The 23,783-nt window shown below is 71.2% G+C and carries 25 protein-coding genes, 2 tRNA genes and 1 pseudogene; 17 read left to right on the top strand and 11 right to left on the bottom strand.

All coding sequences use genetic code 11. From position 1 onward, the window contains the following. The first annotated feature begins 12 nt into the window (after positions 1–12). Positions 13–441: an alternative ribosome rescue aminoacyl-tRNA hydrolase ArfB gene (gene arfB / locus HJC40_RS15735; protein WP_250001822.1), complete on the top strand. Its 429-nt coding sequence runs from the start codon at positions 13–15 to the stop codon at positions 439–441. Continuing rightward, positions 441–1,259: an alpha/beta fold hydrolase gene (locus HJC40_RS15730; RefSeq protein ID WP_250001821.1), complete on the top strand. Its 819-nt coding sequence runs from the start codon at positions 441–443 to the stop codon at positions 1,257–1,259. The genes arfB and HJC40_RS15730 overlap by 1 nt, the downstream gene beginning before the upstream one ends. On the opposite strand, the gene HJC40_RS15725 is transcribed toward HJC40_RS15730, so the two are convergent. Beyond that, positions 1,246–2,187, bottom strand: a complete 942-nt coding sequence (locus HJC40_RS15725; RefSeq protein ID WP_250001820.1) for a 3-methyladenine DNA glycosylase — start codon at positions 2,185–2,187, stop codon at positions 1,246–1,248. The genes HJC40_RS15730 and HJC40_RS15725 overlap by 14 nt on opposite strands. 171 nt (positions 2,188–2,358) lie before the next feature. On the opposite strand from HJC40_RS15725, the gene HJC40_RS15720 reads away from it, so the two are divergent. The 4 genes from HJC40_RS15720 to HJC40_RS15705 all read left to right on the top strand — a co-directional run bounded on the left by HJC40_RS15720 (position 2,359) and on the right by HJC40_RS15705 (position 5,431). Beyond that, on the top strand, positions 2,359–3,294 hold the full coding sequence (locus tag HJC40_RS15720; RefSeq protein ID WP_374271880.1) for an ABC transporter ATP-binding protein: 936 nt from the start codon (positions 2,359–2,361) through the stop codon (positions 3,292–3,294). Then, positions 3,294–4,133 (top strand): ABC transporter permease, encoded by an 840-nt coding sequence (locus HJC40_RS15715; RefSeq protein WP_250002068.1) that lies wholly within the window; start codon positions 3,294–3,296, stop codon positions 4,131–4,133. The genes HJC40_RS15720 and HJC40_RS15715 overlap by 1 nt, the downstream gene beginning before the upstream one ends. A gap of 120 nt (positions 4,134–4,253) precedes the next feature. Next, positions 4,254–4,511 carry a helix-turn-helix transcriptional regulator gene (locus HJC40_RS15710; RefSeq protein WP_250002067.1) on the top strand — a complete coding sequence of 86 codons (258 nt, stop codon included), beginning with the start codon at positions 4,254–4,256 and terminating at the stop codon, positions 4,509–4,511. Between the two features lie 128 nt (positions 4,512–4,639). Next, positions 4,640–5,431 carry a fumarylacetoacetate hydrolase family protein gene (locus HJC40_RS15705; RefSeq protein WP_250001819.1) on the top strand — a complete coding sequence of 264 codons (792 nt, stop codon included), beginning with the start codon at positions 4,640–4,642 and terminating at the stop codon, positions 5,429–5,431. Here the strand turns inward: HJC40_RS15705 and HJC40_RS15700 are convergent. Next, complete coding sequence (locus HJC40_RS15700; protein ID WP_250001818.1) at positions 5,402–6,154, bottom strand: TetR/AcrR family transcriptional regulator; 753 nt, start codon at positions 6,152–6,154, stop codon at positions 5,402–5,404. The two genes, HJC40_RS15705 and HJC40_RS15700, sit on opposite strands and share 30 nt — an antisense overlap. 46 nt (positions 6,155–6,200) lie before the next feature. Here HJC40_RS15700 and HJC40_RS15695 point away from each other — a divergent pair, with 46 nt between their 5' ends. The 4 genes and pseudogenes from HJC40_RS15695 to HJC40_RS15680 all read left to right on the top strand — a co-directional run. Further along, positions 6,201–7,004 (top strand): NmrA family NAD(P)-binding protein, encoded by an 804-nt coding sequence (locus tag HJC40_RS15695; protein ID WP_250001817.1) that lies wholly within the window; start codon positions 6,201–6,203, stop codon positions 7,002–7,004. A gap of 69 nt (positions 7,005–7,073) precedes the next feature. Then, positions 7,074–7,145: transfer RNA gene (locus HJC40_RS15690), tRNA-Gln, on the top strand. A 90-nt stretch (positions 7,146–7,235) separates the two neighbouring features. After that, positions 7,236–7,308 (top strand) — tRNA-Glu (locus HJC40_RS15685). An 892-nt stretch (positions 7,309–8,200) separates the two neighbouring features. After that, positions 8,201–8,744: pseudogene (locus tag HJC40_RS15680) on the top strand (transposase); the annotation flags it as partial. A gap of 789 nt (positions 8,745–9,533) precedes the next feature. Here HJC40_RS15680 and HJC40_RS15675 read toward each other — a convergent pair. From HJC40_RS15675 to HJC40_RS15655, 5 genes are all read right to left on the bottom strand, one after another. Continuing rightward, a complete protein-coding gene (locus HJC40_RS15675) occupies positions 9,534–10,211 on the bottom strand; it encodes an N-acyl homoserine lactonase family protein (protein ID WP_250001816.1) in 678 nt (225 codons plus the stop codon). A 260-nt stretch (positions 10,212–10,471) separates the two neighbouring features. After that, positions 10,472–11,218 carry an MBL fold metallo-hydrolase gene (locus HJC40_RS15670; protein ID WP_250001815.1) on the bottom strand — a complete coding sequence of 249 codons (747 nt, stop codon included), beginning with the start codon at positions 11,216–11,218 and terminating at the stop codon, positions 10,472–10,474. Then, positions 11,215–12,003: a carboxylesterase gene (locus tag HJC40_RS15665; protein ID WP_250001814.1), complete on the bottom strand. Its 789-nt coding sequence runs from the start codon at positions 12,001–12,003 to the stop codon at positions 11,215–11,217. Before HJC40_RS15665 ends, HJC40_RS15670 begins: the two co-directional genes overlap by 4 nt. Next, on the bottom strand, positions 12,000–12,236 hold the full coding sequence (locus tag HJC40_RS15660) for a hypothetical protein (RefSeq protein WP_250001813.1): 237 nt from the start codon (positions 12,234–12,236) through the stop codon (positions 12,000–12,002). The genes HJC40_RS15665 and HJC40_RS15660 overlap by 4 nt, the downstream gene beginning before the upstream one ends. Before the next feature lie 98 nt (positions 12,237–12,334). After that, positions 12,335–13,021 carry an IclR family transcriptional regulator gene (locus HJC40_RS15655; RefSeq protein WP_023561932.1) on the bottom strand — a complete coding sequence of 229 codons (687 nt, stop codon included), beginning with the start codon at positions 13,019–13,021 and terminating at the stop codon, positions 12,335–12,337. A gap of 49 nt (positions 13,022–13,070) precedes the next feature. Here HJC40_RS15655 and leuC point away from each other — a divergent pair, with 49 nt between their 5' ends. The 4 genes from leuC (at position 13,071) to HJC40_RS15635 (ending at position 16,742) form a co-directional block, all read left to right on the top strand. Then, a complete protein-coding gene (gene leuC, locus HJC40_RS15650) occupies positions 13,071–14,525 on the top strand; it encodes a 3-isopropylmalate dehydratase large subunit (protein WP_250001812.1) in 1,455 nt (484 codons plus the stop codon). Between the two features lie 17 nt (positions 14,526–14,542). Continuing rightward, a complete protein-coding gene (gene leuD / locus HJC40_RS15645) occupies positions 14,543–15,130 on the top strand; it encodes a 3-isopropylmalate dehydratase small subunit (RefSeq protein ID WP_250001811.1) in 588 nt (195 codons plus the stop codon). Positions 15,131–15,346: 216 nt separating this feature from the next. After that, entirely contained in the window at positions 15,347–16,201 is an 855-nt protein-coding gene (locus HJC40_RS15640) for an HU family DNA-binding protein (protein WP_250001810.1), read from the top strand. Between the two features lie 103 nt (positions 16,202–16,304). Then, positions 16,305–16,742 (top strand): hypothetical protein, encoded by a 438-nt coding sequence (locus tag HJC40_RS15635; RefSeq protein ID WP_250001809.1) that lies wholly within the window; start codon positions 16,305–16,307, stop codon positions 16,740–16,742. Here HJC40_RS15635 and HJC40_RS46140 read toward each other — a convergent pair. From HJC40_RS46140 to cofC, 4 genes are read right to left on the bottom strand one after another with little or no spacing between them, the layout of a single operon-like run. Beyond that, a complete protein-coding gene (locus HJC40_RS46140) occupies positions 16,699–17,568 on the bottom strand; it encodes an NUDIX hydrolase (RefSeq protein ID WP_250001808.1) in 870 nt (289 codons plus the stop codon). The genes HJC40_RS15635 and HJC40_RS46140 overlap by 44 nt on opposite strands. A gap of 14 nt (positions 17,569–17,582) precedes the next feature. Then, positions 17,583–19,847: an RNA degradosome polyphosphate kinase gene (locus HJC40_RS15625; protein WP_250001807.1), complete on the bottom strand. Its 2,265-nt coding sequence runs from the start codon at positions 19,845–19,847 to the stop codon at positions 17,583–17,585. 54 nt (positions 19,848–19,901) lie between these two features. Then, positions 19,902–20,099: a cold-shock protein gene (locus HJC40_RS15620; protein ID WP_250001806.1), complete on the bottom strand. Its 198-nt coding sequence runs from the start codon at positions 20,097–20,099 to the stop codon at positions 19,902–19,904. A 16-nt stretch (positions 20,100–20,115) separates the two neighbouring features. Continuing rightward, positions 20,116–20,763, bottom strand: a complete 648-nt coding sequence (cofC, locus tag HJC40_RS15615; RefSeq protein WP_250001805.1) for a 2-phospho-L-lactate guanylyltransferase — start codon at positions 20,761–20,763, stop codon at positions 20,116–20,118. Positions 20,764–20,932: 169 nt separating this feature from the next. On the opposite strand from cofC, the gene HJC40_RS15610 reads away from it, so the two are divergent. From HJC40_RS15610 to HJC40_RS15600, 3 genes are read left to right on the top strand one after another with little or no spacing between them, the layout of a single operon-like run. After that, positions 20,933–21,661 carry a lysophospholipid acyltransferase family protein gene (locus HJC40_RS15610; protein WP_250001804.1) on the top strand — a complete coding sequence of 243 codons (729 nt, stop codon included), beginning with the start codon at positions 20,933–20,935 and terminating at the stop codon, positions 21,659–21,661. After that, complete coding sequence (locus tag HJC40_RS15605) at positions 21,658–22,653, top strand: NAD(P)H-dependent glycerol-3-phosphate dehydrogenase (RefSeq protein WP_250001803.1); 996 nt, start codon at positions 21,658–21,660, stop codon at positions 22,651–22,653. Before HJC40_RS15610 ends, HJC40_RS15605 begins: the two co-directional genes overlap by 4 nt. Further along, a complete protein-coding gene (locus HJC40_RS15600; RefSeq protein WP_250001802.1) occupies positions 22,650–23,759 on the top strand; it encodes a cystathionine gamma-lyase in 1,110 nt (369 codons plus the stop codon). The genes HJC40_RS15605 and HJC40_RS15600 overlap by 4 nt, the downstream gene beginning before the upstream one ends. Positions 23,760–23,783: the final 24 nt, after the last annotated feature.

The following is a 23,783-nucleotide window of genomic DNA, read 5'->3' as shown; positions in this document are numbered from 1 at the left end:
AGGATGGGCGGCGTGGTGGACGACGTGCGGGTCAATGAGCGCCTGATCATTCCGGCGGCCGAGCTCGCGTGGCGGTTCTCGCGGGCCAGCGGCCCCGGCGGGCAGGGCGTCAACACCACCGATTCGCGGGTCGAGCTGTCCTGGGACCTGGCCGGCAGCGCGCTGCTGCCGCCGATGCTCAAGGAACGCGCCGCCGGACGTCTGGGACACCGGCTGGTGCACGGGGTGCTGACCGTCACCGCGTCGGAGCACCGCTCCCAGCTGCGCAACCGCGAGGCGGCGGCCGCCCGCCTGGCCGGCCTGGTCGCGTCGGCCATCGCGTCGCCACCCCGGGTCCGCCGGGCCACCCGCCCCTCGAGGGGTGCGGTGGAACGCCGGATCGCCGAGAAGAAGCGCCGGGGCGAGACCAAGCGCAACCGCCGCCCGGGGCCCGGCGACTGATGCTCCACCGCTCCGCTCTCGCCCGGGACGACGTCGAGCTCTCGGTGCTGCGCGGTGGCGCCGGCGGCGAGCCCGTCGTGCTGCTGCACGGGCTGGCCGGCAGCGCGGCCGAGATGGCGCCGCTGGCCGGGGCCGTGATGGCCGCCGGGCATCGGGTCGTGGTGCCCGACCAGCGCGGCCACGGGCACAGCACGAGCCGGCCGGCGGACGTGTCGCGCGAGGCCTACGTGGCCGACGTGCTCGCGCTGATCGACGAGCCGGCCTGGCTGGTCGGTCAGTCGATGGGCGCGCACACGGCGATGCTGGCCGCGGCCGCCCGCCCCGACCGGGTCCGCGGGCTGGTGATGATCGAGGGTGGCGTCGGCGGCTCGACCGACGACTATCCCGAGCGGCTGCGGGCCTGGTTCGCGTCCTGGCCGGTGCCCTTCGCCGATGTGGAAGCGGCGCGGGCGTTCCTCGGCGATCGGACGATCACCGAGGCGTGGATCGCCGACCTGGAACGGCGGGCCGGCGGGCTGTGGCCACGGTTCGACCCGGACACCATGAAGGCGGCGATCGCCGGCGTCGCCTCGACCGCGCGCTGGACGGAGTGGCACAGCCTGACCGTGCCGGTCCTGCTGATCCTGGGCGAGCAGGGCGCGATCCCGGCCGATGAGGTCGAAGGGATGGCCGCTGCCCGGCAGGTCGTCGTGGCGGGCGCCGGGCACGACGTCCATCTGGACACGCCCGGGGAGACGGCCCGGCTGGTCGTCGACTTTCTGAGCGGTGGCGCCGCCGGCGGTGGCCCCGCCGGCGGTGGCCTCGTCAGCGGTGGTTGAAGGGCGCCACGGCCTCGCGGTTGCGGGCGGCGCTCTCCGAGCCGAGCAGTTCCTCGCAGACGCGGATGAGGCGGGCCCGCAGGCCGGCCGCGCGCCGGGCGAACTCGCGCTGCCGGGCCACGTACTCGGCCTTGCCCTCGGGGGTCTCGATCTTCACCGGGGGATGGCCGTAGGAGCTCAGATCGTACGGGCTGGCCTGCATGTCGAGGAGGCGGATGTCGGCGGCCAGCGCGAAGCAGTCCAGGGCCAGGGCGCCCGGCACGGCGGCGCCGAGCTTCGTCGCCCACTTGTGGACGTCCATCGCGGCGTGCAGGCAACCGGGCTGGTCGAGGTCGACCTGGGTGGCCCGGGTCGGCTGCAGCCGGTTGAGCCCGACCGCCTCGGGCGTGAAGAACCGGAACGCGTCGTAGTGGGTGCAGCGGATCGGGTGCCGCTCGACCACCCGGTCGGTCTCGGCCTGGCCCAGACGCAGCGGCAGCGGGTGACGGTGGTCGGGGTCGCGGTAGACCATCGCCCACTCGTGCAGGCCGAAGCAGCCCGAGAACACCGGCCGGGACGCCGTCGCGGTGAGCAGGCCGTGGATGTAGCGGACGCTCTCGCCCCGGGCATGCAGGTAGGCGTCCTGGTCGAGCGTGACCACACCGTCGGGATAGGTCAGGTAGAACTTCCACGCCGCGTGCTCGGCCACGCCGTCGGGTGCGGGCGCCAGGCCGGTGCCGACTCCGGGGTGCCAGCGGCGCAGCACGGAGGGCCGGGTGCCGTAGTAGTCGTAGAGGAAATCCTCGATGGCGTGCGTCTCGCCGGCGCTGCGCCGGGTGCGGTGGCCCGCGGTCATCTCGTCGGCCCGCTCGGCGTGCGCCCGGGCGAGGGGAATCCAGGTGACCGAAGGCAGCGTCGTGGTGAGCGCCCTCACCTGCTTGATCCCCATGCGCCCAGCGTATCCAGCTGAAGCGATCAACACGATCACCGTGGCGCGCGAAAGCTTCGGCGTCGCGCTCAATACCGGGCATATACCCATATTGCGGTCGCTCCGGGCCAAGAGACGAACACCTACTCAAGTATGTAGTACATCTACTACGTTCTTGATAGCGTGCTGGACATGGGAGGAACGACTTTGGCGGGGGCGCTCGACGCAGGCACGCAGGTGCCGCCCGGTGAGCGGGTCATCGACGTCCGCGATCTGCGGATGCGGTACGGGGCGAAGGATGTCCTGACCGGTGTGAGTTTCGCCGCTCGGCGGGGCGAGGTGCTGGTGCTGCTCGGTCCCAACGGCGCCGGCAAGACGACGACGATCGAGATTCTCGAGGGTTTCCGCATGCGTTCCTCGGGCGAGGTGAGCGTGCTGGGCGCCGACCCGGCCGGCGCCGGCGAGGCGTGGCGGGCCCGGCTCGGCGTGGTGCTGCAGTCCTGGCGCGACCACGGCAAGTGGCGGGTCCGCGAGCTGCTCGGTCACCTGGGGTCCTACTACCGGCGCTACTCGACCGACGGCAAGGCGCGACCCTGGCCGGTCGACGACCTGCTCGAGGTGGTCGGTCTGACCGCCGCGGCCGACACGCGGGTCCTCCGGCTCTCCGGGGGCCAGCGTCGCCGGCTCGACGTGGCGATCGGCATCGTCGGCCGTCCCGAGGTGCTCTTTCTCGACGAGCCCACGGTCGGCTTCGACCCCGAGGCCCGGCGCGACTTCCACGACCTGGTGCACCGGCTGACCGATGTGGACGACACCGCCATCCTGCTCACCACCCACGACCTCGACGAGGCCGAGAAGCTCGCCGACCGCATCCTCATCCTGGCCGGCGGGCGGATCATCGCCGACGGCTCGGCCGACGAGCTGTCCCGCCAGGTGGCCGGCGAGAGCGAGATCCGCTGGACCCGGGACGGCCGGCGGTTCGTGCACTCCGCGGCCAACCCCACGCCGTTCGTCCGTGAGCTGCTGCTCCAGCACGGCGACGACGTCACCGAGCTCGAGGTGCGGCGCAACAGCCTCGAGGACACCTACATGCGCGTGGTCCACGACTTCGAGGGGGGCTCGAAGTGATCGAGACGCTGAGGGTGGGGGTCGCCCGCGGGCTGATCGAGTTCCGCCACACCCTGACCAACGCCCAGGACATGTGGGGCTACCTGTTCCCGTCGGTCGCCTTGCTGGCCACGCTCTTCTTCATGGACGACGCCCGGGTGCCGGGCACCACCTTCTCGCTCGGCGCCAGCGCGCTGCCCAGCTCGATCGGCATGCTGGTGGCCCTCGGCGGCCTGATCACCATCGCCCAGTACCTGGTGGTCGACCGCGAGGACGGGACGCTGCTGCGGGCCAAGGCCACGCCGAATGGGATGAGCGGCTACCTGATCGGCAAGGTGGTCGGCGTGGGTGTCATGACCCTCGCCTCCGTGCTCATCGTCCTCGTGCCCGGTCTCTTCCTGGTCGACGGTCTGCGGCTCGACCTCGGCGGGTTCCTCACGCTGCTCTGGCTGTTGCCGCTGGCCATCGTGGCGACCGTGCCGATCGGCGCGTCGATCGGGTCGGCCTTCGACAACCCGCGCAGTTTCGGCATCGTCATGCTGCCGATGTTCGGGCTGGTGGCGATCTCCGGCATCTTCTATCCGATCACCGCGATGCCGGGCTGGCTGCAGGGCATCGCTCAGATCTTCCCGATCTACTGGCTAGGGTTGGGCATGCGGTCGGTGTTCCTGCCCGACGCGCTGGCCTCGGTCGAGCTGGCCGGCTCCTGGCGCCACCTGGAGACGTTCGGGGTGCTCGCCGTCTGGGCCGTGCTCGGCCTGGCTCTGGCGCCGGCGCTGCTGCGGCGCATGGCCCGCCGCGAGTCCGGCTCGGCGGTGGCGGCCCGGCGCCGGCGGGCGCTGACCACCATCGGTCGCTGAGCCCGGAGCGGTCGTCGTGGTGGTTCCGGGTCGTTGTGGTCGTTGTGGTCGGTCGGGTCGTTCGGGTCGTTGGAAGAGAGCGCATTGAGCAACGGCGAGGTCACTTACAACCGCATCGCGATGCTGCGGGCCGAGCGGGGCGTTTCGCGGCGGCAGCTCGCCGACGCCCTGGGAGTGCACTACCAGACCGTGGGCTACCTGGAGCGGGGCGAGTTCAGCCCGAGCCTGCATCTCGCCCTGCGTCTCAGCCGCTACTTCGAGGTGCCGGTCGAGGTCATCTTCTCGCTCGATCCGTTCCCCCGCCTGGGAGCGCCGCCGAACGGCGCGCCGGCGAACGGCGCGGCGGGGAACGCGGCGGCGGCTGACCGGCTGGCGTAGGTCACTGGGCAGTGCGGCCTGGATCACGACCGTCGGGCGGTAGGTCACGGGGACAGCGCCGCCCGGAGCCCGACTGCCCGGCGTAGATTTCTCGCCGAGAGCTGCCAGCCGCGAAGAGGGGATTAGCCGTGCGATTCGCCCGTTTTGTTCATGCCGGAGGGGTGTCCTTCGGTGTCGTCGAGGGTGACGCGTCGGGCCTGACCGTCGCCGAGATCAGCTCGCTGCCGTTCGAGGCGGTGCGGTTCACCGGCCAGCGGTGGGCGCTCGCCGACGTCCGCCTGCTCGCCCCGATCTTCTCCAGCAAGGTCATCGGGATCGGCCGCAACTACGCCGACCACGCTGCCGAGCACGGCAACGAGGTGCCCAAGGAGCCGCTGATATTCATCAAGCCGTCCACGTCGGTGATCGGGCCGAACGACGCGATCCGGCTTCCCCCGCAGTCCCAGCGGGTCGAGGAGGAGGCCGAGCTCGGCGTGGTGATCGGCGCGACCGGCGCCCGCCGCCTCGACCGGGCCGGCGCCGAGAGGGCGATCTTCGGCTACACCATCGGCAACGACGTGACCGCGCGCGACCTGCAGCGCAGCGACCCGCAGTGGACCCGGGCCAAGGGCTTCGACTCGTTCTGCCCGATCGGCCCGTGGATCGTCACCGGCCTCGACGTGAGCGACCTCGAGATCCGCGCCGAGGTGGGCCGCAACCCCGAGGCGATGGAGACCGTGCAGCTGGGCCGGACCAAGGACATGGTCTTCGACGTCCCGACCCTGGTGTCGTACGTGTCGCACGTCATGACGCTGCTGCCCGGTGACATCATCCTGACCGGCACGCCGGCCGGGGTCAGCCAGATCACCCCCGGCGACACCGTCTCGGTGAGCATCCAGGGCATCGGCGAGCTACGGAACCCGGTCGTCTCCCTCGACTGAGCGCTCGATCCCGTCCAGCAGCAGGCCCAGGCCGTACTCGTACGCGTCCTGGGCCTGTTCGTCGGCGCCCCGGTCGAAGGCGCCGGCGTTCCAGATGGCGGTCATCGTGGGATGGGCCGTGACGTCGAACCAGTTCTCCCACAGCTCGCCGCGCTGGTGCCACCACTCGTCGTTGCTGAGCCCGGTCGTGCGGCGCAGCAGGGCGCTCTCGGCCTCGTGCCGACCGGCGGAGGTCACCCAGGCCGTGATCGCCGTGGCCGCGCGGTTCAGCTCGTGCAGCGGCAGACCCAGCGTCGCCACGGCGGCGAGCACGTACTCCTGCTCGGCGAGCAGCCCCGGGCCGGCCGGTGGACGGGCGGTGGAGACCTCGGCCAGCCAGGGATGGGCCCGGTACATGGCGAACGTGCGCTGGGCGTACCGCAGGACCCGCTCCCGGAAATCACCCGCGCCGGTCAGATCGCGGGCCCAGAACACCTCGTCGACCATCAGATCGACGAGTTCCGGGCGCGACGGAACGTACGTGTAGAGGCTCATCGTCGCGACCGAGAGCTCGGCCGCCACACGCGCCATCGAGGCCGCTTCCAGGCTCTCGGCGTCGGCCAGCCGGATCGCCGTGGCCACCACGAGGTCGACGCTGAGCCGGGGTGGCCGGCCGACCGCTTTACGAGCGGGAACCGACCGGCGCCAGAGCAGCGGCAGGATTCGGGGACTGAACTCTTCCATGATCTCGTATACCCTACGGGAACGAGTTTCCTTAGGGGGTACGGTAATGAAGATCCTGGTGACCGGCGCCACCGCCAACGTGGGGCGGATGGTCGTCGATGAACTGATCACGCTCGGCGCCACGGACATCCGCGCTCTGACGGTCGACCCCGCGAAGGCCGCGTTGCCGTCGGGTGTCGAGGTCGTACGGGGATTCGTCGGACGGCCCGCAACACTGCTTCCCGCGCTCCAAGGTGTCGACGTGATGTACCTCGCACCGCACATCCCCACGGTGCACGAGGCCTGCCGGCTGGCCGCCGAAGCGGGCGTCGGCCGCATCGTCGACCTGGCCGGCGCCAAGGGCGACCACTGGCAGGAGATCGAAGACGGCGTCGAGGCGTCCGGGGTGCCGTTCACCCACCTCGAACCGGGAGAGTTCATGGCCAACGCCACCCTGTGGGCCGACCAGATCCGCGCCGGCGACGACGTACGCGACGGCTACGCCGCCTCGGCCAACGCGGCCATCGCCCAGGAGGACATCGCCGCCGTCGCGGCCCGGGTCATCGTCGAACCCGGCCACGAAGGCAAGGCGTACGAGCTCACCGGCCCCGAATCCCTGACCCGGCGGGAGAAAGTCGAAGCCATCGGCCGCGCGCTCGGCCGCAACCTCCGCTACCTCGAACTCAGTCACGACGACGCCGTCGACCAGCTGCGACCCGTGATGGGCGAGTACGCCGAGTGGTATCTGGAAGGCGTGGCCCTGCTCGCCGAGCACCCCCAACCAGCCGTCCCCACAGTCGCTGACCTGCTCGGCCACCCCGCCACGACGTACGAGAAGTGGGCCCGCACCCACGCCGCCCTCTTCCGATGAGGTAACCCGATTTGGTTGGCCCCGGGGCGTCGGGTAAAGTTCCCTCTCGGCACGGGTTACCGGGCCAAATGGGGTATGGGGTAATTGGCAGCCCGGCTGATTCTGGTTCAGCTAGTCTAGGTTCGAGTCCTGGTACCCCAGCGCTACCACTCCCGCGAGGGGCGGCGCTGGACTTCTGATAGAGTTCAGCCCGTCGCAAACGCGAGAGCGGAAGCACAAAAAGCAAGTCCTGGCCCCGTCGTCTAGCGGCCTAGGACGCCGCCCTCTCAAGGCGGTAGCGAGGGTTCGAATCCCTTCGGGGCTACATTCGGGTTGACCCCGTCCGCGGAAAGCGCGGACGGGGTCATTTCGCATTCTGCCTGGGGGCCGAGCCCCCAGACCCCGCGGTGCGGTGGGGGCGCTGAGCGCGTCGGCTCGGCTGGGGGGCTCTTCGGCTCCGCCGAAATCGGAGCGGGAATTGGGCTCGGGCTTTGCCCGGCGGCCGGTCGGCCTGCCCAGCCCGTCCGGCTGATCGGTCCACCTCGCCTGCCGGCCCCTCGCTTGGCTCGACCCGGCTGCCTGCTCACCTGATCCGGCCCGTCCGGCCGCTCGGCCCGTCCGGGCTGTTCGGCTCGCTCTGCGCGCCTGCTGGCCCGGCCTGCCCGGCCTGACCGGCCGTTCGGCCTGCCTTGCCCGGCTCGCTCGGCCCGTCCGGCCGCTTGGCCCGGCTCGCTCGGTCCGCTTGATCAGCCCGCTCGGCCCGCCTGGCCTGTTCGGCTCGCTCGGCACGCCGGTCCGGCCCGGCCCGGCCTGCCCAGCCCGACCGGCCGCTCGGCTCGCCTGGCTCCGCTCGCCTGACCTTTTCGGCCGCTCGGGCCCGGCCCGCTCGGGCCTGGCCCGCTCGCCCGGCCTATCCGCTCCTGCTTGCCCGGCCCGCCTGGCCGGCCCGCCTGGCCCGGCCCGACCGGCCGCTCGGCCCGCCTGGCTCCGCTCGCCTGGCTCCGCTCGCCTGGCCTTTTCGGCCGCTCGGGCCTGGCCCGCTCGCCCGGCCTGTCCGCTCCTGCTTGCCTGGCCCGGCCCGCCTGGCACGGCCTGTCCGCGCCTGCTTGATGGCCTGGCCTGGCCCGGCCTAGCCTGCGTGCACGCTCTGATCGCGGTTGGGTCAACGCCGGGGGCGGCCGTGAGTCTTCAGCCTCAAGCGGCAGTGACGACGACGGGCCGACTGGCTGGCGTTCTTGCGCAGCTTGACCGCTCGTGGCCTGGCCGGGTCGGGCTCGTGGTCTCCGACGCCCACCGCGGCTTGGTCTCGACGATGGGCCCGCGCTGGCCGGGCGTCCGGGAAGGGCTGCCGGGCCACTATCTGCGCAACCTGCTGGCACAGGTTCCGAAGTCGGCGTAGCCGTGGGTCGCCACTCTGGTCAGTACCGTCTTCGACCAGCCCGACAGCGACGAGGTGAGAGCCCAATTCGCCCGAGTGCTGGACACCATCGGCGACAAGCTTTCCGACGCCGCCGAACATCTCGATGACGCCCGCCATGACCTGCTGGCGTTCACCGCGTTCCCGGGTGAGCTCTGGCGCCAAATTTGGTCGAACGACCTGCAAGAACGCTTGAACCAAAGAGATCCGCCGGCGCACCGACGTCGTCGGAAATCTTCCCGAATCGCGCTGCGATCGTCCGCCTCGTCGGTGCCGTGCTCGCCGAACAGACCGACGAGTGGGTCGAAGGACGCCGCTACATGGCCCTGGACTTGCTCCGCAAGCCCGCATTACACCGGTCTCCGCCAGCCAAGACGCCGATCGTGCCGAGACCGCCGCATGGCATTAGTCCACACGGATCAGCGATGGCGGACTCTTACACCGCGCCGGCGGACGTGAACCCCTGCCTGGCCCGGCCTGCCTGCCGGCTGCCCGCCCGGCAGCTCGGCTCGCCTGCCCGCTCAGTCTGCCCGGCCCGCCTGTCCGCTCGTCCTCCCTGGGCCGCTCGGCCCGCCCCCGCCTGCCTGCCCGGCCCGCCCGCTCGGCCCGCCGTGCCCGCTCTGTTCACCTGCCCGCTCGGCCTGCCCGGCCGCTCAGCCCGCTCCGGCCAGCCTGCCCGCGCGGCCCAGTTGCCCGCTTGACCTGCCCGGCCGCTCGGCCGGCTCCGGCCTGCCTGCTCGGTCCGCCTGCTCGCCGGACCGGGTCGGCTTGCTCGGTCCACCTGCTCGTTCTGACGGCTTGGCTGGTTCTGACGGCTTGGCTGGTTCTGACGGCTTGGCTCGTTCTGACGGCCTGGCTCGCTCTGCCCGCCCAGTCCGCCCAGCCGCCTGACCGCAGGCTTTCCCTGATGGCCCGGCTCGCGCTGACCGCGCTGACCGCCCGCTCGGCCCCCTGCCGACCTGTCGCCTAGCTGGGCTGGTGGTCGATGGCTCGGCTTGTTGTTTAGCCGCTGGGCTTGCCGCTCGCCCGGCCGGCTTGGCCTTGCCGTGGCTGTCGTGTGCTCGGCTGGACTGTTGCTCGGCTGCTGGGGTCTGGCGGTTCAGTTCGCTTGGTCGAGGTTGCTGGGGGTCGGGTTAGGCGGGGGTCCAGATGGCGTTGTCGTGGGCGAAGTAGATCTGTTTGGGGTCCAGGGACAGGAGGTGGGGGAGCCAGGCGGGGTGGGGAGCTGCGCCGGTCTGGTGGGAGAGGGCGTCTGTGGTGAAGAGGTTGGCGTTGTCGTGGGATTGGCCGGCGACTATGACCGTGCCGTCGGAGCGGCGGATGACCAGGGACTGGTGGCCGGCGGTGTGGCCGGGGGTGGGGATGATGTGGACGCCGGGGGCTATCTCAGCTTCGCCGTCGAGTTCCTCGATGTGGGCGTCGGGGTGGTCTACCAGGTCGGGCAGGGTGTGGCTTTCCGGGGCGCGGGCCAGGGCCAATTCTGAGCGTTGGGCGAACACCGGGCGGCCGGCCAGTTGGGGGTTTCCTCCACAGTGGTCGAAGTGAAGGTGGCAGTTCACCACGGCTTTGATGTCGGCCGGGGTTGCGCCGGCTGCCTTGAGGGCGGCCGGTAGGGGGATGCGCATGGGGCGGTACCAGGCGTCCACCTCGGGGTTTCCGCCCATGCCGGTGTCCACCAGGATGTTTCCGGCCCAGGGGTGGGTCACCAGGTAGCCCAGGGTGGGTTCGGCGCGCTGTTGCCCGGTGCCGGTTTCCTCGGCCGGGCGGATGAAGTAGCCGTAGTTGACGCGTCGCACGGTTATGTCGCCCACACCGGCCAAACTAGCGTTTTCGCCTCGGAACGAAAACGGTAGCGGTCAGGGATGCGGCCGGCCTCGGCTGCTCCAACGGTTGGGGGAGCGGCGCCACGAAACGGTGCGGCGGCCGGCTTGACCGCTCACGCGGCGCACGGCAAGCGATGAGGCTCTACCGCGTGGTGGCCGGCCGTCCCGCCGACACGGTGGAGCGGCAAGACGTCTTGCGCCGGGACTGCCGGCTGGCGTCTCGGGCTTGATCGACGGCTACGGCGTTGTCAGGACAGTGTCGTCGCTACGCCGGGGTGCAGCCACGTCAGGCGGTTCGGGGGAAAGGCGGCCTCGATCTGGGGGCGGCCCTCGTGGAAGTGCGACCAGCCCTCGTAGTGCACGGGGACGACCGTGCGCGGCCTCACCCGGTCGACCAGGGCTGCGGCGTCGCGGCCGGTCATGGTGAAGCGGGCCGGGCCGGTCAGGCCGAACTGCACCTTGCCCAGGTGCAGGATCGCGGTGTCCACGGTGAAGCGGTCGGCCACCTCCAGGACGCCGGGGAACAGCACCGTGTCGCCCGAGATCCAGACCACCGAACTCGCGCCGGGGGCCCGCAGGGCGAAGCCGGTGGTGGGGCCGACGATCGGCACACTCCAGGCCGGGCCGTGGCGCGACGGCGTGGCGGTGATCTCCACGTCGCCGACGGTGGTGGTCTGCCAGGGGGCCAGGCCGGTCGCTTTCAGGCGGCGGGCGGCGGCCTCGGTGGTCACCACGACGGGTGCCGACGGCAGCAGGGCCCGGCCGGCGTCGTCGAGGTTGTCGGCGTGCTGGTCGTGGGTGAGCAGGACGCCGTCGAGCCGGCCGAGCGACGAAGCGGGCACGGCCGGGCCGGTCGTCTTGCGGGAGGACGTGCCCCAGCCGAACGCGTAGCGGCGGCCGGGGGCGTCGAAGGTCGGGTCGACCAGCAGCCGTACGCCGCCGAACTCCAGCAGCGTGGTCGGCCCGCCGATGTGGGTGATCGTCAGGTCGGTCATCTCGCGTGGGCCAGGGCCCAGTCGAGCACCTCGTCGGCGATCTGCTCCCAGCCTTTCTGGGCCGGCAGCAGGTGGGCGTATCCCTCGTACTCGCGGCGTTCGGTGATCGTGTTCGACTTGTAGTGCTTGGCGTTGGACTCCTGAATGGCCGGCGGCATGATGTGGTCTTCCGAGGCCGAGACGAACAGCAGCGGCGCCCGGTTGTCGTTGTGATAGTCGACCCACGTGTCTTGATGGCCGGGCTGGAAGTTGGCGAGCACGCCACCCCACAGGATGCCGCCGCTGGCCGGGATCGCGTACCGCTCGTAGAGCGCCTTCGCCTCGTCGTCGCTGAAGGTGTTGGTGAAGGCGTATTTCCATTCCTCGAAGGTGAGCGGGATGGCCTTGTGCCGGTTCGCCGGCGTCTTCAGCACCGGGAATGTCGACTTGAGTTGCGAGAGGGGTACGACCCGTACGCCCTCAGTGGGCGCCGAGTTGAGGGCGACGCCGGCCGAGCCGTACCCGTGATCGAGCAGGATCTGGGTGAACGCGCCGCCGGCCGAGTGCCCGATGATGATCGGCGGCTCGGGAAGCGCGCGGATGGCCTCTTCGAACCGCGCGATGATCTGCGGCACGGTGACGTTCACGATCGGGGCCGGGTCGGCGTTGAGCGCCTCGACCTCGACCTCGAAACCGGGGTAGGCCGGAGCGATGACCTGATGGCCCTTGGCTTCGTAGTACGCCTTCCAGTTCTCCCAGCTGCGCGGGGTCACCCAGAAACCGTGGACCAGGACGATGGGCTTCATATGCCGTACTCCTTCAGAAAGGGAGATCGGATCCGAGCCGTTCGTGAGGGAAAGGGGTGACGTGGCGCGCCGAAGGTGCAGTCCGGCTTGCGCGTGGCCGCCGTCGGAGAATCCGGGCAGGCGGCCAGGAGGAGATCCGCGCAGGCGGCGAGGAGGAGATCCGCGCAGGCGGCGAGGAGGGGATCGGCGCAGGCGGCGAGGAGGATGTCGGTGTCGCGCCGGATCAGCCTCACTCCGCGACCTTATCGACGGGTCGACGGCACGTCACCGGTCCGCGAGCCGGTCTGCGCGGAGGGCCGATTCCTGTGCGCGGTAGGCCGATCCGGGACGGTCAGAGGCCGGACAGGCGCTGGCCCGCCCGCACCACGGCCATCGCGTGGCGCTCACCCGGCCGGCGGCCCAGACGCTCGATCGGACCGCTTATCGAGATGGAGGCGATGACCCGGCCCGTGCGATCGCGGATGGGCGCGGAGACGCTGGCCACACCGGGCTCGCGCTCGGCGACGCTCTGGGCCCAGCCACGGCGGCGTACCTCGGCCAGGGTGCGGCCGGTGAACTTGCAGCGGGGCAGCAGCGGCATGACCGCCTCGGGCGGCTCCCAGGCGAGCAGGATCTGGGCGGCCGAACCGGCCACCATGGGCAGCACCGAGCCGACCGGCACGGTGTCGCGCAGACCGCTGGCGCGTTCGGCCGCGGCCACGCAGATCCGCTCGTCGGCCCGGCGCAAGTAGAGCTGCGCGCTCTCCCCGGTCGCGTCCCGCAATGCGGAAAGCAGAGGCTCGGCCGCGGTCAGCAGGACGTCCGGCGCCGCGTTGGCCAGCTCGCCCAGGCGGGGTCCCGGACGCCAGCGGCCCTGGGTGTCACGCACCAGCATCCGGTGGATCTCCAGGGCCTGGGCCAGGCGATGTGCGGTTGCCCGGGGCAGCTTCGTACGGTCGACGAGTTCGGCCAGGCTGGCGCCGTCGACACAGGCCGCCAAGATGACGACCGCCTTGTCGAGAACGCCGACACCGCTCATACTGTGTCCCACAAGCCGAAACATACCTCCCAGAATTTAGGATGTCCAGATGGTGGGAGTCACTCCGAGGACCCTGGCCGAAAAGGTCTGGGACGACCATGTCGTGCGTGCTGCCGAGGGTGAGCCTGATCTGCTCTACATCGACCTGCACCTGCTGCACGAGGTGACCAGCCCGCAGGCCTTCGACGGTCTACGCCAGGCCGGCCGTCCGGTACGCCGCACCGATCTCACGCTCGCGACCGAGGATCACAACACGCCGACCGGTTACGCCGACCCGGCGTTCAACACCCGGCGCGGCGAGCTCTTCACGATCGCCGACACGACCTCGCGGACGCAGATCGAGACGCTGCGGAAGAACTGCGCGGAGTTCGGTGTCCAGATCCGCCCGCTGGGCGACGTCAATCAGGGCATCGTGCACGTGATCGGCCCGCAGCTGGGACTGACCCAGCCGGGCCTGACGATCGTCTGCGGCGACTCGCACACCGCGACCCACGGCGCGTTCGGCGCGCTCGCCTTCGGCATCGGCACCAGCGAGGTCGAGCACGTGCTGGCGACCCAGACACTGCCGCAGGCCAAGCCCAAGACGATGGCGGTCACCGTGGTCGGCGAGCTCGGCCCGGGCGTGAGCGCCAAGGACCTGATCCTCGCGCTGATCACGCAGACCGGCACCGGCGGCGGCAACGGCCACATCGTGGAGTACCGCGGCGAGGCCATCCGCAAGCTCTCCATGGAGGGCCGGATGACCATCTGCAACATGAGCATCGAGTGGGGCGCCAAGGCCGGCATGATCGCGCCGGACGAGACCACGTTCGCCTATCTGAAGGGCCGCGAGCACGCGCCCGCGGGGGCGGACTGGGACGCTGCCGTGGCGTACTGGAAGACGCTGGCGACCGACGAGGACGCCGAGTTCGACACCGAGATCATCCTCGACGCCGCGTCGATCAGCCCGTTCATCACCTGGGGCACCAACCCGGGTCAGGGCGCGCCGCTCGACAGCGTGGTGCCCGATCCCGAGGAGTTCATCGAGGAGACCGACCGCAACGCCGCCCGTCGCGCGCTGGAGTACATGGCCCTCGAGCCCGGCACCCCGTTCCGGGACGTGCCCGTCGATGTGGTGTTCGTGGGCTCCTGCACCAACGGTCGCCTCGAGGACCTGCGCGCCGCGGCCGACGTGATCCGCGGTCACAAGGTGCACGACGGCGTCCGCATGATGATCGTGCCGGGGTCGTACAAGGTGCGCGAGGCGGCCGAGGCCGAGGGGCTCGACAAGGTCTTCACCGACGCGGGCGCCGAGTGGCGGTTCGCCGGCTGTTCGATGTGCCTGGGCATGAACCCGGACACGCTCAGCCCGGGCGAGCGCGCCGCCTCGACCTCGAACCGCAACTTCGAGGGCCGGCAGGGCAAGGGCGGGCGTACCCATCTGGTCTCGCCGCAGGTCGCCGCGGCCACCGCCGTGGTCGGCAAGCTCGCCGCCCCGGCCGATCTGGCCGTGTCGGCCAACTAGTCAGGGAGAGACGAGAGATGGACAAATTCGTCACCCACAGCGGCAAAGTGATGCCGTTGCGCCGATCCGATGTGGACACCGACCAGATCATTCCGGCCGTGTATCTGAAGCGGGTGACCCGCACCGGATTCGAGGACGGTCTGTTCAGCGCCTGGCGCGACGACCCCGGATTCGTCCTCAACAACCCGGCCCACGCCGGTTCCACGATCCTGGTCGCCGGGCCCAATTTCGGCACCGGATCATCGCGTCAGCACGCCGTCTGGGCTCTGCGCGACTGGGGCTTCAAGGTGGTCATCGCGGCCCGCTTCGGCGACATTTTCCGCGGCAATGCGCTCAAGGAGGGGCTCCTGCCCGTCCAACTCGACCAGAAGGCCGTCGAGGCGATCTGGGACCTGGCCGAAAGCGAGCCGGACAAGCAGATCACGGTGGACCTCGAAGGTCGCCGAGTGGTCGCCGACGACGCCTCCTGGTCTTTCCCGATCGACGATTTCAGCCGTTGGCGCCTCATGGAGGGGCTCGACGACATCGGACTGACGCTGCGCCACGAGAGCGCCATCACGTCGTACGAGAAGGGTCGTCCGTCCTTCAAGCCGGTCGTCGCCTGAGTTCCATTTCCCTGCCGAGACAGGCCTTTTCGCCCCCACCGGGTCCCCGGTGGGGGCGAATTCGTTGCAACACAAGGGATTTTTTTACACTAATGTTTGTGTCCGCTGGTCAGAGGGCATACGGTGCGCGCAGAATGGCTCGCATTGGGCCAGTGAGGCTCGAAGCGACGGAGAAGACCCCTACGAGCCTCAGTTCTCACGTTCGGGAGGAAAACCGTGAACAAGGCCGAGCTCATCGAGGCGCTCGCAGCCCGTCTGGGTGACCGCAAGACGGCTACGGCCGCTCTTGAAGCTGTCATCAGCGAGGTGGAGAACGCAGTCACCAAGGGCGACCGAGTGGCCATCACCGGCTTCGGCGTCTTCGAGAAGCGGGCACGCAATGCGCGGACGGCCCGTAATCCGCGTACCGGCGAGCCGGTGAAAGTGAAGAAAACGTCCGTGCCGGCCTTCAAGCCCGGCACGGCCTTCCGCGAGATGGTCGCGAGCGGAAAGGTCGCCAAGGCCGCTGCCCCGGCGAAGAAGGCCGTGGCCACCAAGGCCACCGCCACCAAGGCGACCGCGACCAAGGCGACTGCGACCAAGGCCGCTCCGGCCAAGAGCACCGCCACGAAGGCGACGGCGGCCAAGAGCACCGCCGCCACCAAGGCCGCTCCGGCCAAGAGCACTGCCACCAAGGCCGCCACCGCCACCAAGGCGACGGCGGCGAAGAAGATGGCCGCGACCAAGGCTGCTCCGGCCAAGAGCACTGCTACCAAGGCGACGGCGGCCAAGAGCACCGCCGCCACCAAGGCCGCTCCGGCCAAGAGCACTGCCACCAAGGCCGCCACCGCCACCAAGGCGACGGCGGCGAAGAAGACGGCCGCGACCAAGGCTGCTCCGGCCAAGAGCACTGCTACCAAGGCGACGGCGGCCAAGAAGACCGCCGCCACCAAGGCCGCCCCGGCCAAGACCGCCGCCACCAAGACGACGGCGGCGGCCAAGAAGACGACGGCCCGCAAGACCACCACCGCGGCGACCGCCGCTACCCCGGCACGGGCTCGCGCCACCAGCACGGCGCGAAAGTCCCGCTAGTCCGGAGGGCACCATGCACCGCCGATAAGGCGTCCACCCGAAAGGTGGACGCCTTTCGTGTGTGCGGGTCACGGACGACCGGGCCCGCCTACCGTCTGCGGGCATGGGGCGTGACGCATCGCCGCGGGGGCTGGTCGGCCGGTCGCTCATCGCCGCGCTGGTGTTCGCGGCGGCCGTGGTGCCGGGCTGGACGATAGGTGGGCTGGCCGAGCGGTACACCGGATCGGCGCTGCTCGACTGGCTCCTCACCGGCGCCTGGGCCGCGTTCGTCGTGCGTCTGCTGGCGCCGTGGACCTCGTACCGGCCGCGGGACGCCTGGCTGGGTCTGATCCCGCTCTACAACTGGTATCTGATCTGTGTGCTCGGCTGGCGGCTGTCCCTGTTGCCGTTGCGCGACTGGGAGCCGCGCGAGGACGAGCTGTGGCGGGCCCGCTGGCTCACCGGCGAGCTGCTCGGCTACTGGCGGGCCGACCAGCTCGCCCGGCCCCGGGACGGCCTCAGAGGCGAGCCGGCTCGAGCAACCGCTCGCCGGCCCAGGTGAGCAACCACGAGTCGCCCTTGGCGGTCTTGTAGGGCTCCTCGTCGGCCTCGTCGAGCAGGGCGGCGATCAGGTGCGGGATCATCTTGCCCTGGCTGCAGATCGCCGGCAGGCCACCGGAACGCAGATCGAGCAGGCGCTGCGCGGCCAGCTTGGCCTTGGCCGGCGCCTCGTCCGCCTCGGCCGGCTCGGCGAAGGCGCCGTCCATGACGATGGGCAGGTTGCCCCGGGCCGCGGCCAGCGGCTCAAGGGTCTGCTTGCACCGCAACGGCGTCGCCGAGATGAGCCGCTCGGGCCCGATCGGGGCGCACAGCGCGGCGAACAGCTCGGCCTCGGCCCGGCCCTGCGCGTCGATCGGGCGGAGGGCGTCGTTGCCCGACCACTTCTTGCGCTCGCCGGCGTGCGCGTGCCGCACCAGGACGACCACCGAGGTGATCGCGGGCAGCCCGGCCGCCTTGTGCAGCACTGCGCGCTCGTCGTCGTAGGTCAGCCGGGCGGCGGCCTGGTCGAACGGCAGCCACTCGACCCGGTCGACCTCCTCGGTGTCGCGCACCGGCCCGCCGTCGCCGACCGCCTCCATGAGCCAGTAGTCGACCGTCTTCGGGCGACCGTTGGGCAGCGTGTAGGCCACCGTGGGCAGCGCCGCGCGAACCCGGCCGGCCCAGCCGGTCTCCTCCAGCACCTCACGGGCGGCGCCGAGGATCGCGTGCTCGTCGCCCTCGAGCTTGCCCTTGGGCAGAGCCCAGTCGTCGTAGCGCGGGCGGTGCACCAGGCACACCCGGCCGTCGCGGATCAGCACGCCGCCGGCGGCGCGCACAGTGTCGCTCACCCGATCTCCTCGGCTCACTTGACCGGCTTGCCGCTGACCCGGCGCAACAGCGCCTCCTGCAGATGGATGTGCGGATCGGAGAAGCTGGCCGGATTGCGGTGCCACGTGCCGTCACCGGCCAGGTCGAAGCCCTCGGTGCCGTCGCTCATCGACAGATCCAGCACGTACCGCAGCTCCTCGCGCGCGGTCGGCAGGGTGACCCGCACCAGCGCCTCGACGCGGCGGTCGAGGTTGCGGTGCATCATGTCGGCCGAGCCGATCCAGTACTCCGCATCGTCGCCGGCGCCGAACCGGAACACCCGCGAGTGCTCGAGGAAACGGCCGACGATCGACCGGACCCGGATGTTGTCCGACAGCCCGGGCACGCCGGGCCGCAGCGCGCACATGCCCCGGATGATGAGGTCCACCCGTACGCCGTCCTGGGAAGCGCGGTAGAGCGCGTCGATGGTCTCCTCGTCGACGAGCGAGTTCACCTTGATCTGCACCAGGGCCGCGCCGCCCTCGCGGGCCACCCGGGCCTGCTCCTCGATCCGCTCGATCAGGCCGGTGCGCACGCCGTGCGGGGCCACGAGCAGCCGGCGGTACGACCGCTGGCGGCTGTAGCCGGTCAGGACGTTGAACAGGTCGGTGACGTCGGCGCCGACCTCGGGATCGGCGGTCAGCATGCCGAAGTCCTCGTAGAGCCGCGCGGTCTTGGGGTGGTAGTTGCCGGTGCCGATGTGGCAGTAGCGCCGGATCTGGTTGCCCTCCTGACGGACGACCAGCGCGGTCTTGCAGTGGGTCTTGAGCCCGACCAGGCCGTAGACGACGTGGCAGCCGGCCCGTTCCAGCGTGCGGGCCCAGGCGATGTTGGCCACCTCGTCGAAGCGGGCCTTCACCTCGACCAGCACCACGACCTGCTTGCCGGCGGCGGCCGCGTCGACCAGCGCGTCCACTATCGGCGAGTCACCCGAGGTGCGGTACAGGGTCTGCTTGATGGCCAGCACGTGGGGATCGGCCGCGGCCTGCTCGATGAAGCGCTGGACGCTCGTCGAGAACGAGTGGTACGGGTGGTGCACCAGGATGTCGCTCTCGCGCAGCCGGTTGAAGACGCTCCTCGGCACCTCGCCGTCGGCCAGCTGCGGGTGGGTCGCCGGGACGAAGGGGCGGTCCTTGAGATCGTCCCGGTCGCACTCGCCGAACACCTGCCACAGCGCCGAGAGATCGAGGAGGCCGGGCACCCGCTGCACGTCCGAGCTGACCACGTCGAGCTCGCGCACGAGCAGATCGAGCACGTGGTCGCTGATCGAGGCGGCCACCTCGAGACGCACCGGCGGGCCGAAGCGACGCTGGGCCAGCTCCCGTTCGAGCGCCTGCAGCAGGTCTTCGTCGCGGTCCTCGTCGACCTCGAGCTCGGCGTTGCGGGTGACCCGGAACAGGTGCCACTCCTGCAGTTCCATGCCCGGGAAGAGCTGGTCGAGGTGGACGGCGATGACCTCCTCGACGGGCAGGAACCGCACCCCCCGGCTGTCGTTCTGCACCGTCACGAACCGCGGCACGTTGTTGGGGACCTTTATGCGCGCGAACAACTCGTTCCCGCCGCCGTCGGGGTCCCGCAGCACGACCGCGAGATTCAAAGACCGGTTCGAGATGTACGGGAACGGGTGCGCGGGGTCGACCGCGAGCGGCGTCAGCACGGGGAAGACCTGCTCGCGGAAGTACGTCCGCAGACGCTCCCGCTCGGGCGCGTCGAGCTCGGCCCAGGTGACCACCTCGATGCCCTCGGCCGACAGCTTGGGGCGCACCTCGTCGGCGAAGCAGGCCGCGTGCCGGGTGACCAGATCGGCCGTGCGCTGCGAGATCGTCTCGAGCTGATTGCGCAGCGACGACCGGTCGCCGCCCCGCATCGGGAGCCCCGCCTTGAGCCGCCGCTTCAGACCGGCCACCCGCACCATGTAGAACTCGTCCAGGTTGCTGGCGAAGATGGCCAGGAACTTGGCCCGCTCGAGCAGCGGGGTGCCCGGGTCCTCGGCCAGCGTCAGCACGCGGGCGTTGAAGTCGAGCCAGGAGAGCTCCCGGTTGAGGAAGCGGTCCTCGGGCAGCTCGGGCCGCTCGGGCTGCTCGATCAGATCGGGTGTCTCGATGCTGGTGGTCACCACTGGCTCCGTCGGTGTCGGATCGTCCGTCACGGCGGCCACGGTCTCGCCCACGGGCGCCGGATCGGTCTGGTTCGTGCGGGGGAGGAAGCGGCCGTTCGGGCCACGCCGTCGGGTCTCGGGGGTCCGGGGCGAGGTCGTCATCGCACCATCATCGCCGGTTTCGCCGAAACGTGAAACGAACGCGAGTCGGGCGATTCAACCGACCCCCGGGATTCTCACCTGGCGGACCCGGCCGTCCTCGCCGGGCTCGACCGTGACCCGCTGGCCCAGGCGCAGTTTCCGCAGCCCGGAGGCGTCGAAGGCGGCGGCGTCGAAGGCCAGCTCAGTGCCGTCGTCGAGCAGCAGCGTGCCGCTGCGGGAGCCGGATTCGAAGGTCGCGATGGTGCCCTGCATGCCTTGACGCTACCGGTCACGCGGCCGAGACGCAGGCCACCTTGAGTCCGAGATCACGAAGAAGCGCGCAGGTGTGCCCGCCGGCCCCCAGCCCCAGGACGGTGAGGAGGTCGTCGGGGGTGTCGACGTCCTGGCGCAGACCCGGCCAGGCGCCCTCCAGCGAGCGTGCCCCGGAGGCCTCGTGCGCCGCCGCCGAGCCGATGCCGAAGTGCGGGTCGAGCGGCTCGCCGGGCGCCACCGCCAGCAGCACGGTGCCGGTGCCGGCCGCGTCGGCCACGAACGCCCGGCCCGGCCGGGCCGCGGTCAGCGCCGCGTCGAGCTGCTCCGGGCGCAGGGCGGGCAGGTCGCCGGCCAGCACGGCACGGTGGACGCCCAGACCGGCCACGTCGTCGGCGCCGTAACGCATGGCCTCGTTCAGCCCGGCCGACGGCCGGTCGGGCACCACCCGCGCGCCCAGGGCGGCGACCACCGCCGCGGCCAGCGGCTCGTCGGTCACGACCAGCAGCTCGGCCACCGTCGAGGCGGCCAGCACCGCGGTCGCCGTGTCGCGCACCATGGCCAGCGCCAGATCGCCGTGCCGGGCGGCCGGCACCGCACCCCGCAGCCGGCTCTTGGCGACGCCCAGCCGCTTGACCGGCATCACCGCCGTCCAGTCCCGCCTCATTGCGCCGAGCCTACTGGGCGGGCCCGCCGGCCCTCGCCCGCTGCTCGGCGCCGCACCGGCGGTAAGGACCCCTGCCTGGTACCGCGGGCTTCCAGCAGGCATGATTTCGTCGCAGGCACGACTACGCCGGCGGCGGGAACCCGCCGCCCGAGCAGGGGCAGGGGGAGCCGTGGCACACCGAAGGCTCGGTTTCTGGCGACGTTTCGCGGCGTTGCTGGTGATTCCGACGCTGAAGGTCTGGACCAAACGGACCTGGCTCAATCTGGAGAACGTCCCACCGTCCGGCGGCGTGATCGTCGCGCCGAACCACGTGTCGCATTTCGATCCGGTCGTCGTCGGCTACTACATCTTCAGCGCCGGCCGCTGGCCGCGCTTCCTGGGCAAGGCCAGCCTGTGGAAGGTGCCGCTGCTCGGCGGCTTTCTCCGCAAGGTGCAGCAGATCCCGGTCGAACGCGGCAGTGTCGAGGCCGTGAAGTCCCTCGACGTGCTGGTCGACGCGCTCCAGCAGGGCGGTGTCGTGGTGATCTACCCCGAGGGCACGACCACCCGGGATCCCGACCTGTGGCCGATGCGCGGCAAGACCGGCGCGGCCCGGCTGGCTCTGGTCACCGGCGCGCCGGTCATCCCGATGGCCAACTGGGGAGCCGAGAAGATCTTCGATCCGCGGACGAGCAAACTGCGATTCCGGCGTACGGCGGTGTCCGTGACCACAGGCCGGCCGGTCGACCTCAGCCCCTGGGCCGGCGCCACTCCCACCCGCGCCGTGCTCGAGCAGATGACCGACGCGATCATGCGGGACGTCAGCGTGCTCGTCGGCGAGCTGCGCGGCCAGACGCCGCCGGCCGTCCTGCACGACCGTCCGCGCCGCCCGATCGCGCGCACCGAGGACTTCGGATGAGCCGGGCCGCGGTGATCGGGGCGGGCGCCTGGGGCACGGCGTTCGCCAAGATGCTGGCCGAGGCCGGCGCCGACGTGACCATGTGGGCCCGGCGGGAGTCGGTCGTCGCCTCGATCCGCGACCACCACCTCAACGAGGGCGCGCTGCCCGGGCTCAAGCTGCCCGGGCGCATCACCGCCACCGGCGACGTCGCCGAGGCGGTGGCCGGGGCCGAGCTGGTGGCGATCGCGGTGCCGTCGCAGACGTTGCGCGGCAACCTGGCCGAGTGGGCCGGCGCCTTCGAGCCCGACTCCACGATCGTCTCGCTGATGAAAGGCATCGAACTCGGCACCACCAAGCGGATGAGCCAGGTGATCGTCGAGACGGCCCGCGTCGACGCCACCCGCGTCGTGGTCGTCTCGGGCCCCAACCTGGCCCCCGAGATCGCCGCCGAGCAACCGGCCGCGACGGTGGTGGCCGGCACGGACGCCGCCCGGTGCCGGGCCGTGCAGCACGCGATCGCCCTGCCGTACCTGCGTCCGTACACGAGCGAGGACGTGATCGGCTGTGAGCTGGGTGGCGCGGTCAAGAACGTGATCGCCCTGGCCTACGGGATGGCCGCCGCGATGAAGCTGGGCGACAACACGAAGGCGTCGCTGATCACCCGGGGCCTGGCCGAGACGGCCCGTCTGGGCGTGGCCCTGGGCGCCGACCCGCTCACCTTCGCCGGCCTGGCCGGGCTGGGCGACCTCGTGGCCACGTGTTCGTCGCCACTGTCGCGCAACCGCACGTTCGGCGAGCAACTGGGGCTCGGTAAGACTCTGGAGCAAGCGCAGGCCGCCGCCCGGCAGACCGCCGAGGGGGTCAAGAGCTGTCTGGCGATCCGCGATCTGGCCCGCGCGCACGCGGTCGAGATGCCGATCACCGAACAGGTCGAGCGGGTGTGCCACGAGGGCGTGGACCCCCGGGTGGCCGTCAAACTGCTGATGGGCCGGGAGATGAAACCAGAATGAGCACCAGCTATTCGGACGGCACGCGGGTCGTGCACGCCGGTCTGCCCGAGGCCGAGGTGGGCGATCCGTTCCTGCCCGGGCCGGTCTTCGCGGCGCCGTACCACCTCGACCCGGCCCAGGGCCAGGTCGGCGACAACGGGTACGGGCGCCCCGACAACCCGACCCGCCGCCTGCTCGAATCCGCGATCGGCGAGCTCGAGGGCGGCCGGACCCTGACGTTCGCGAGCGGCCAGGCCGCGATCACTGCTGTGCTGCTCTCCGTGCTGCGCAGCGGCAACACCGTGGTCCTGCCCTCCGACGGCTACTACACGGTCCGCAGCTTCGCTGAGAGCACCCTTCGCGACCTCGGCGTGACGATCGTGACGGCGCCCACCGCCGGGCCCTATCCGGACTTCGCCGGCGTACGCCTGGTGATGCTCGAGACCCCGGCCAACCCCGGCCTCGACGTGTGCGACATCACCCAGGTGTCCGCGGCCGCGCACGCGGCCGGCGCGCTGGTCGCCGTCGACAACACGACGGCCACGCCGCTGGGACAGAACCCGCTGGCGCTGGGGGCCGACCTGGTCGTCGCCTCCGGCACCAAGGCGCTGACCGGACACTCCGACGTGCTCCTGGGCTACGTCTCGACCAACGACCTCGACCTGTTCGACAAGGTCGAGACCTGGCGCAAGCACACCGGCGCGATCCCCGGCGCCTTCGACGCGTGGCTGGCCCACCGCTCGATCGCCACGCTCGACCTGCGGCTGGCCCGGCAGAGCCAGAACGCGGCCGCCGTCGCGGCCCTGCTGAGCGGACGCCCGGACGTGACCGGCGTGCGCTGGCCCGGCCTGCACTCGGACGCCTCGTACGAGATCGCCTCCCGGCAGATGCGCCGCATCCCCGGAGTGGTCTCCTTCGACCTGGGCGACGCGCAGCGGGTGGCCCGCTTCCTCACCGCGGCCGCGCTCATCTTCGCGGCCACCTCGTTCGGAGGCGTCCACACCACCGCCGACCGGCGGGCCCAGTGGGGCGACGACACCCCGCCCGGCTTCGTCCGGCTGTCCTGCGGCATCGAGGACACTGTCGACCTGCTGGCCGACCTGACCGCGGCGCTCGACCAGGCCTGACCGTTCCCGGGATACGGTGCCCGG

Source organism: Actinoplanes sp. M2I2, assembly GCF_023544445.1.
Classification (GTDB): Bacteria; Actinomycetota; Actinomycetes; order Mycobacteriales; family Micromonosporaceae; genus Actinoplanes.
The sequence above is the reverse complement of the archived record's forward strand: the minus strand, read 5'-3'. Positions and strand labels throughout refer to the sequence as shown.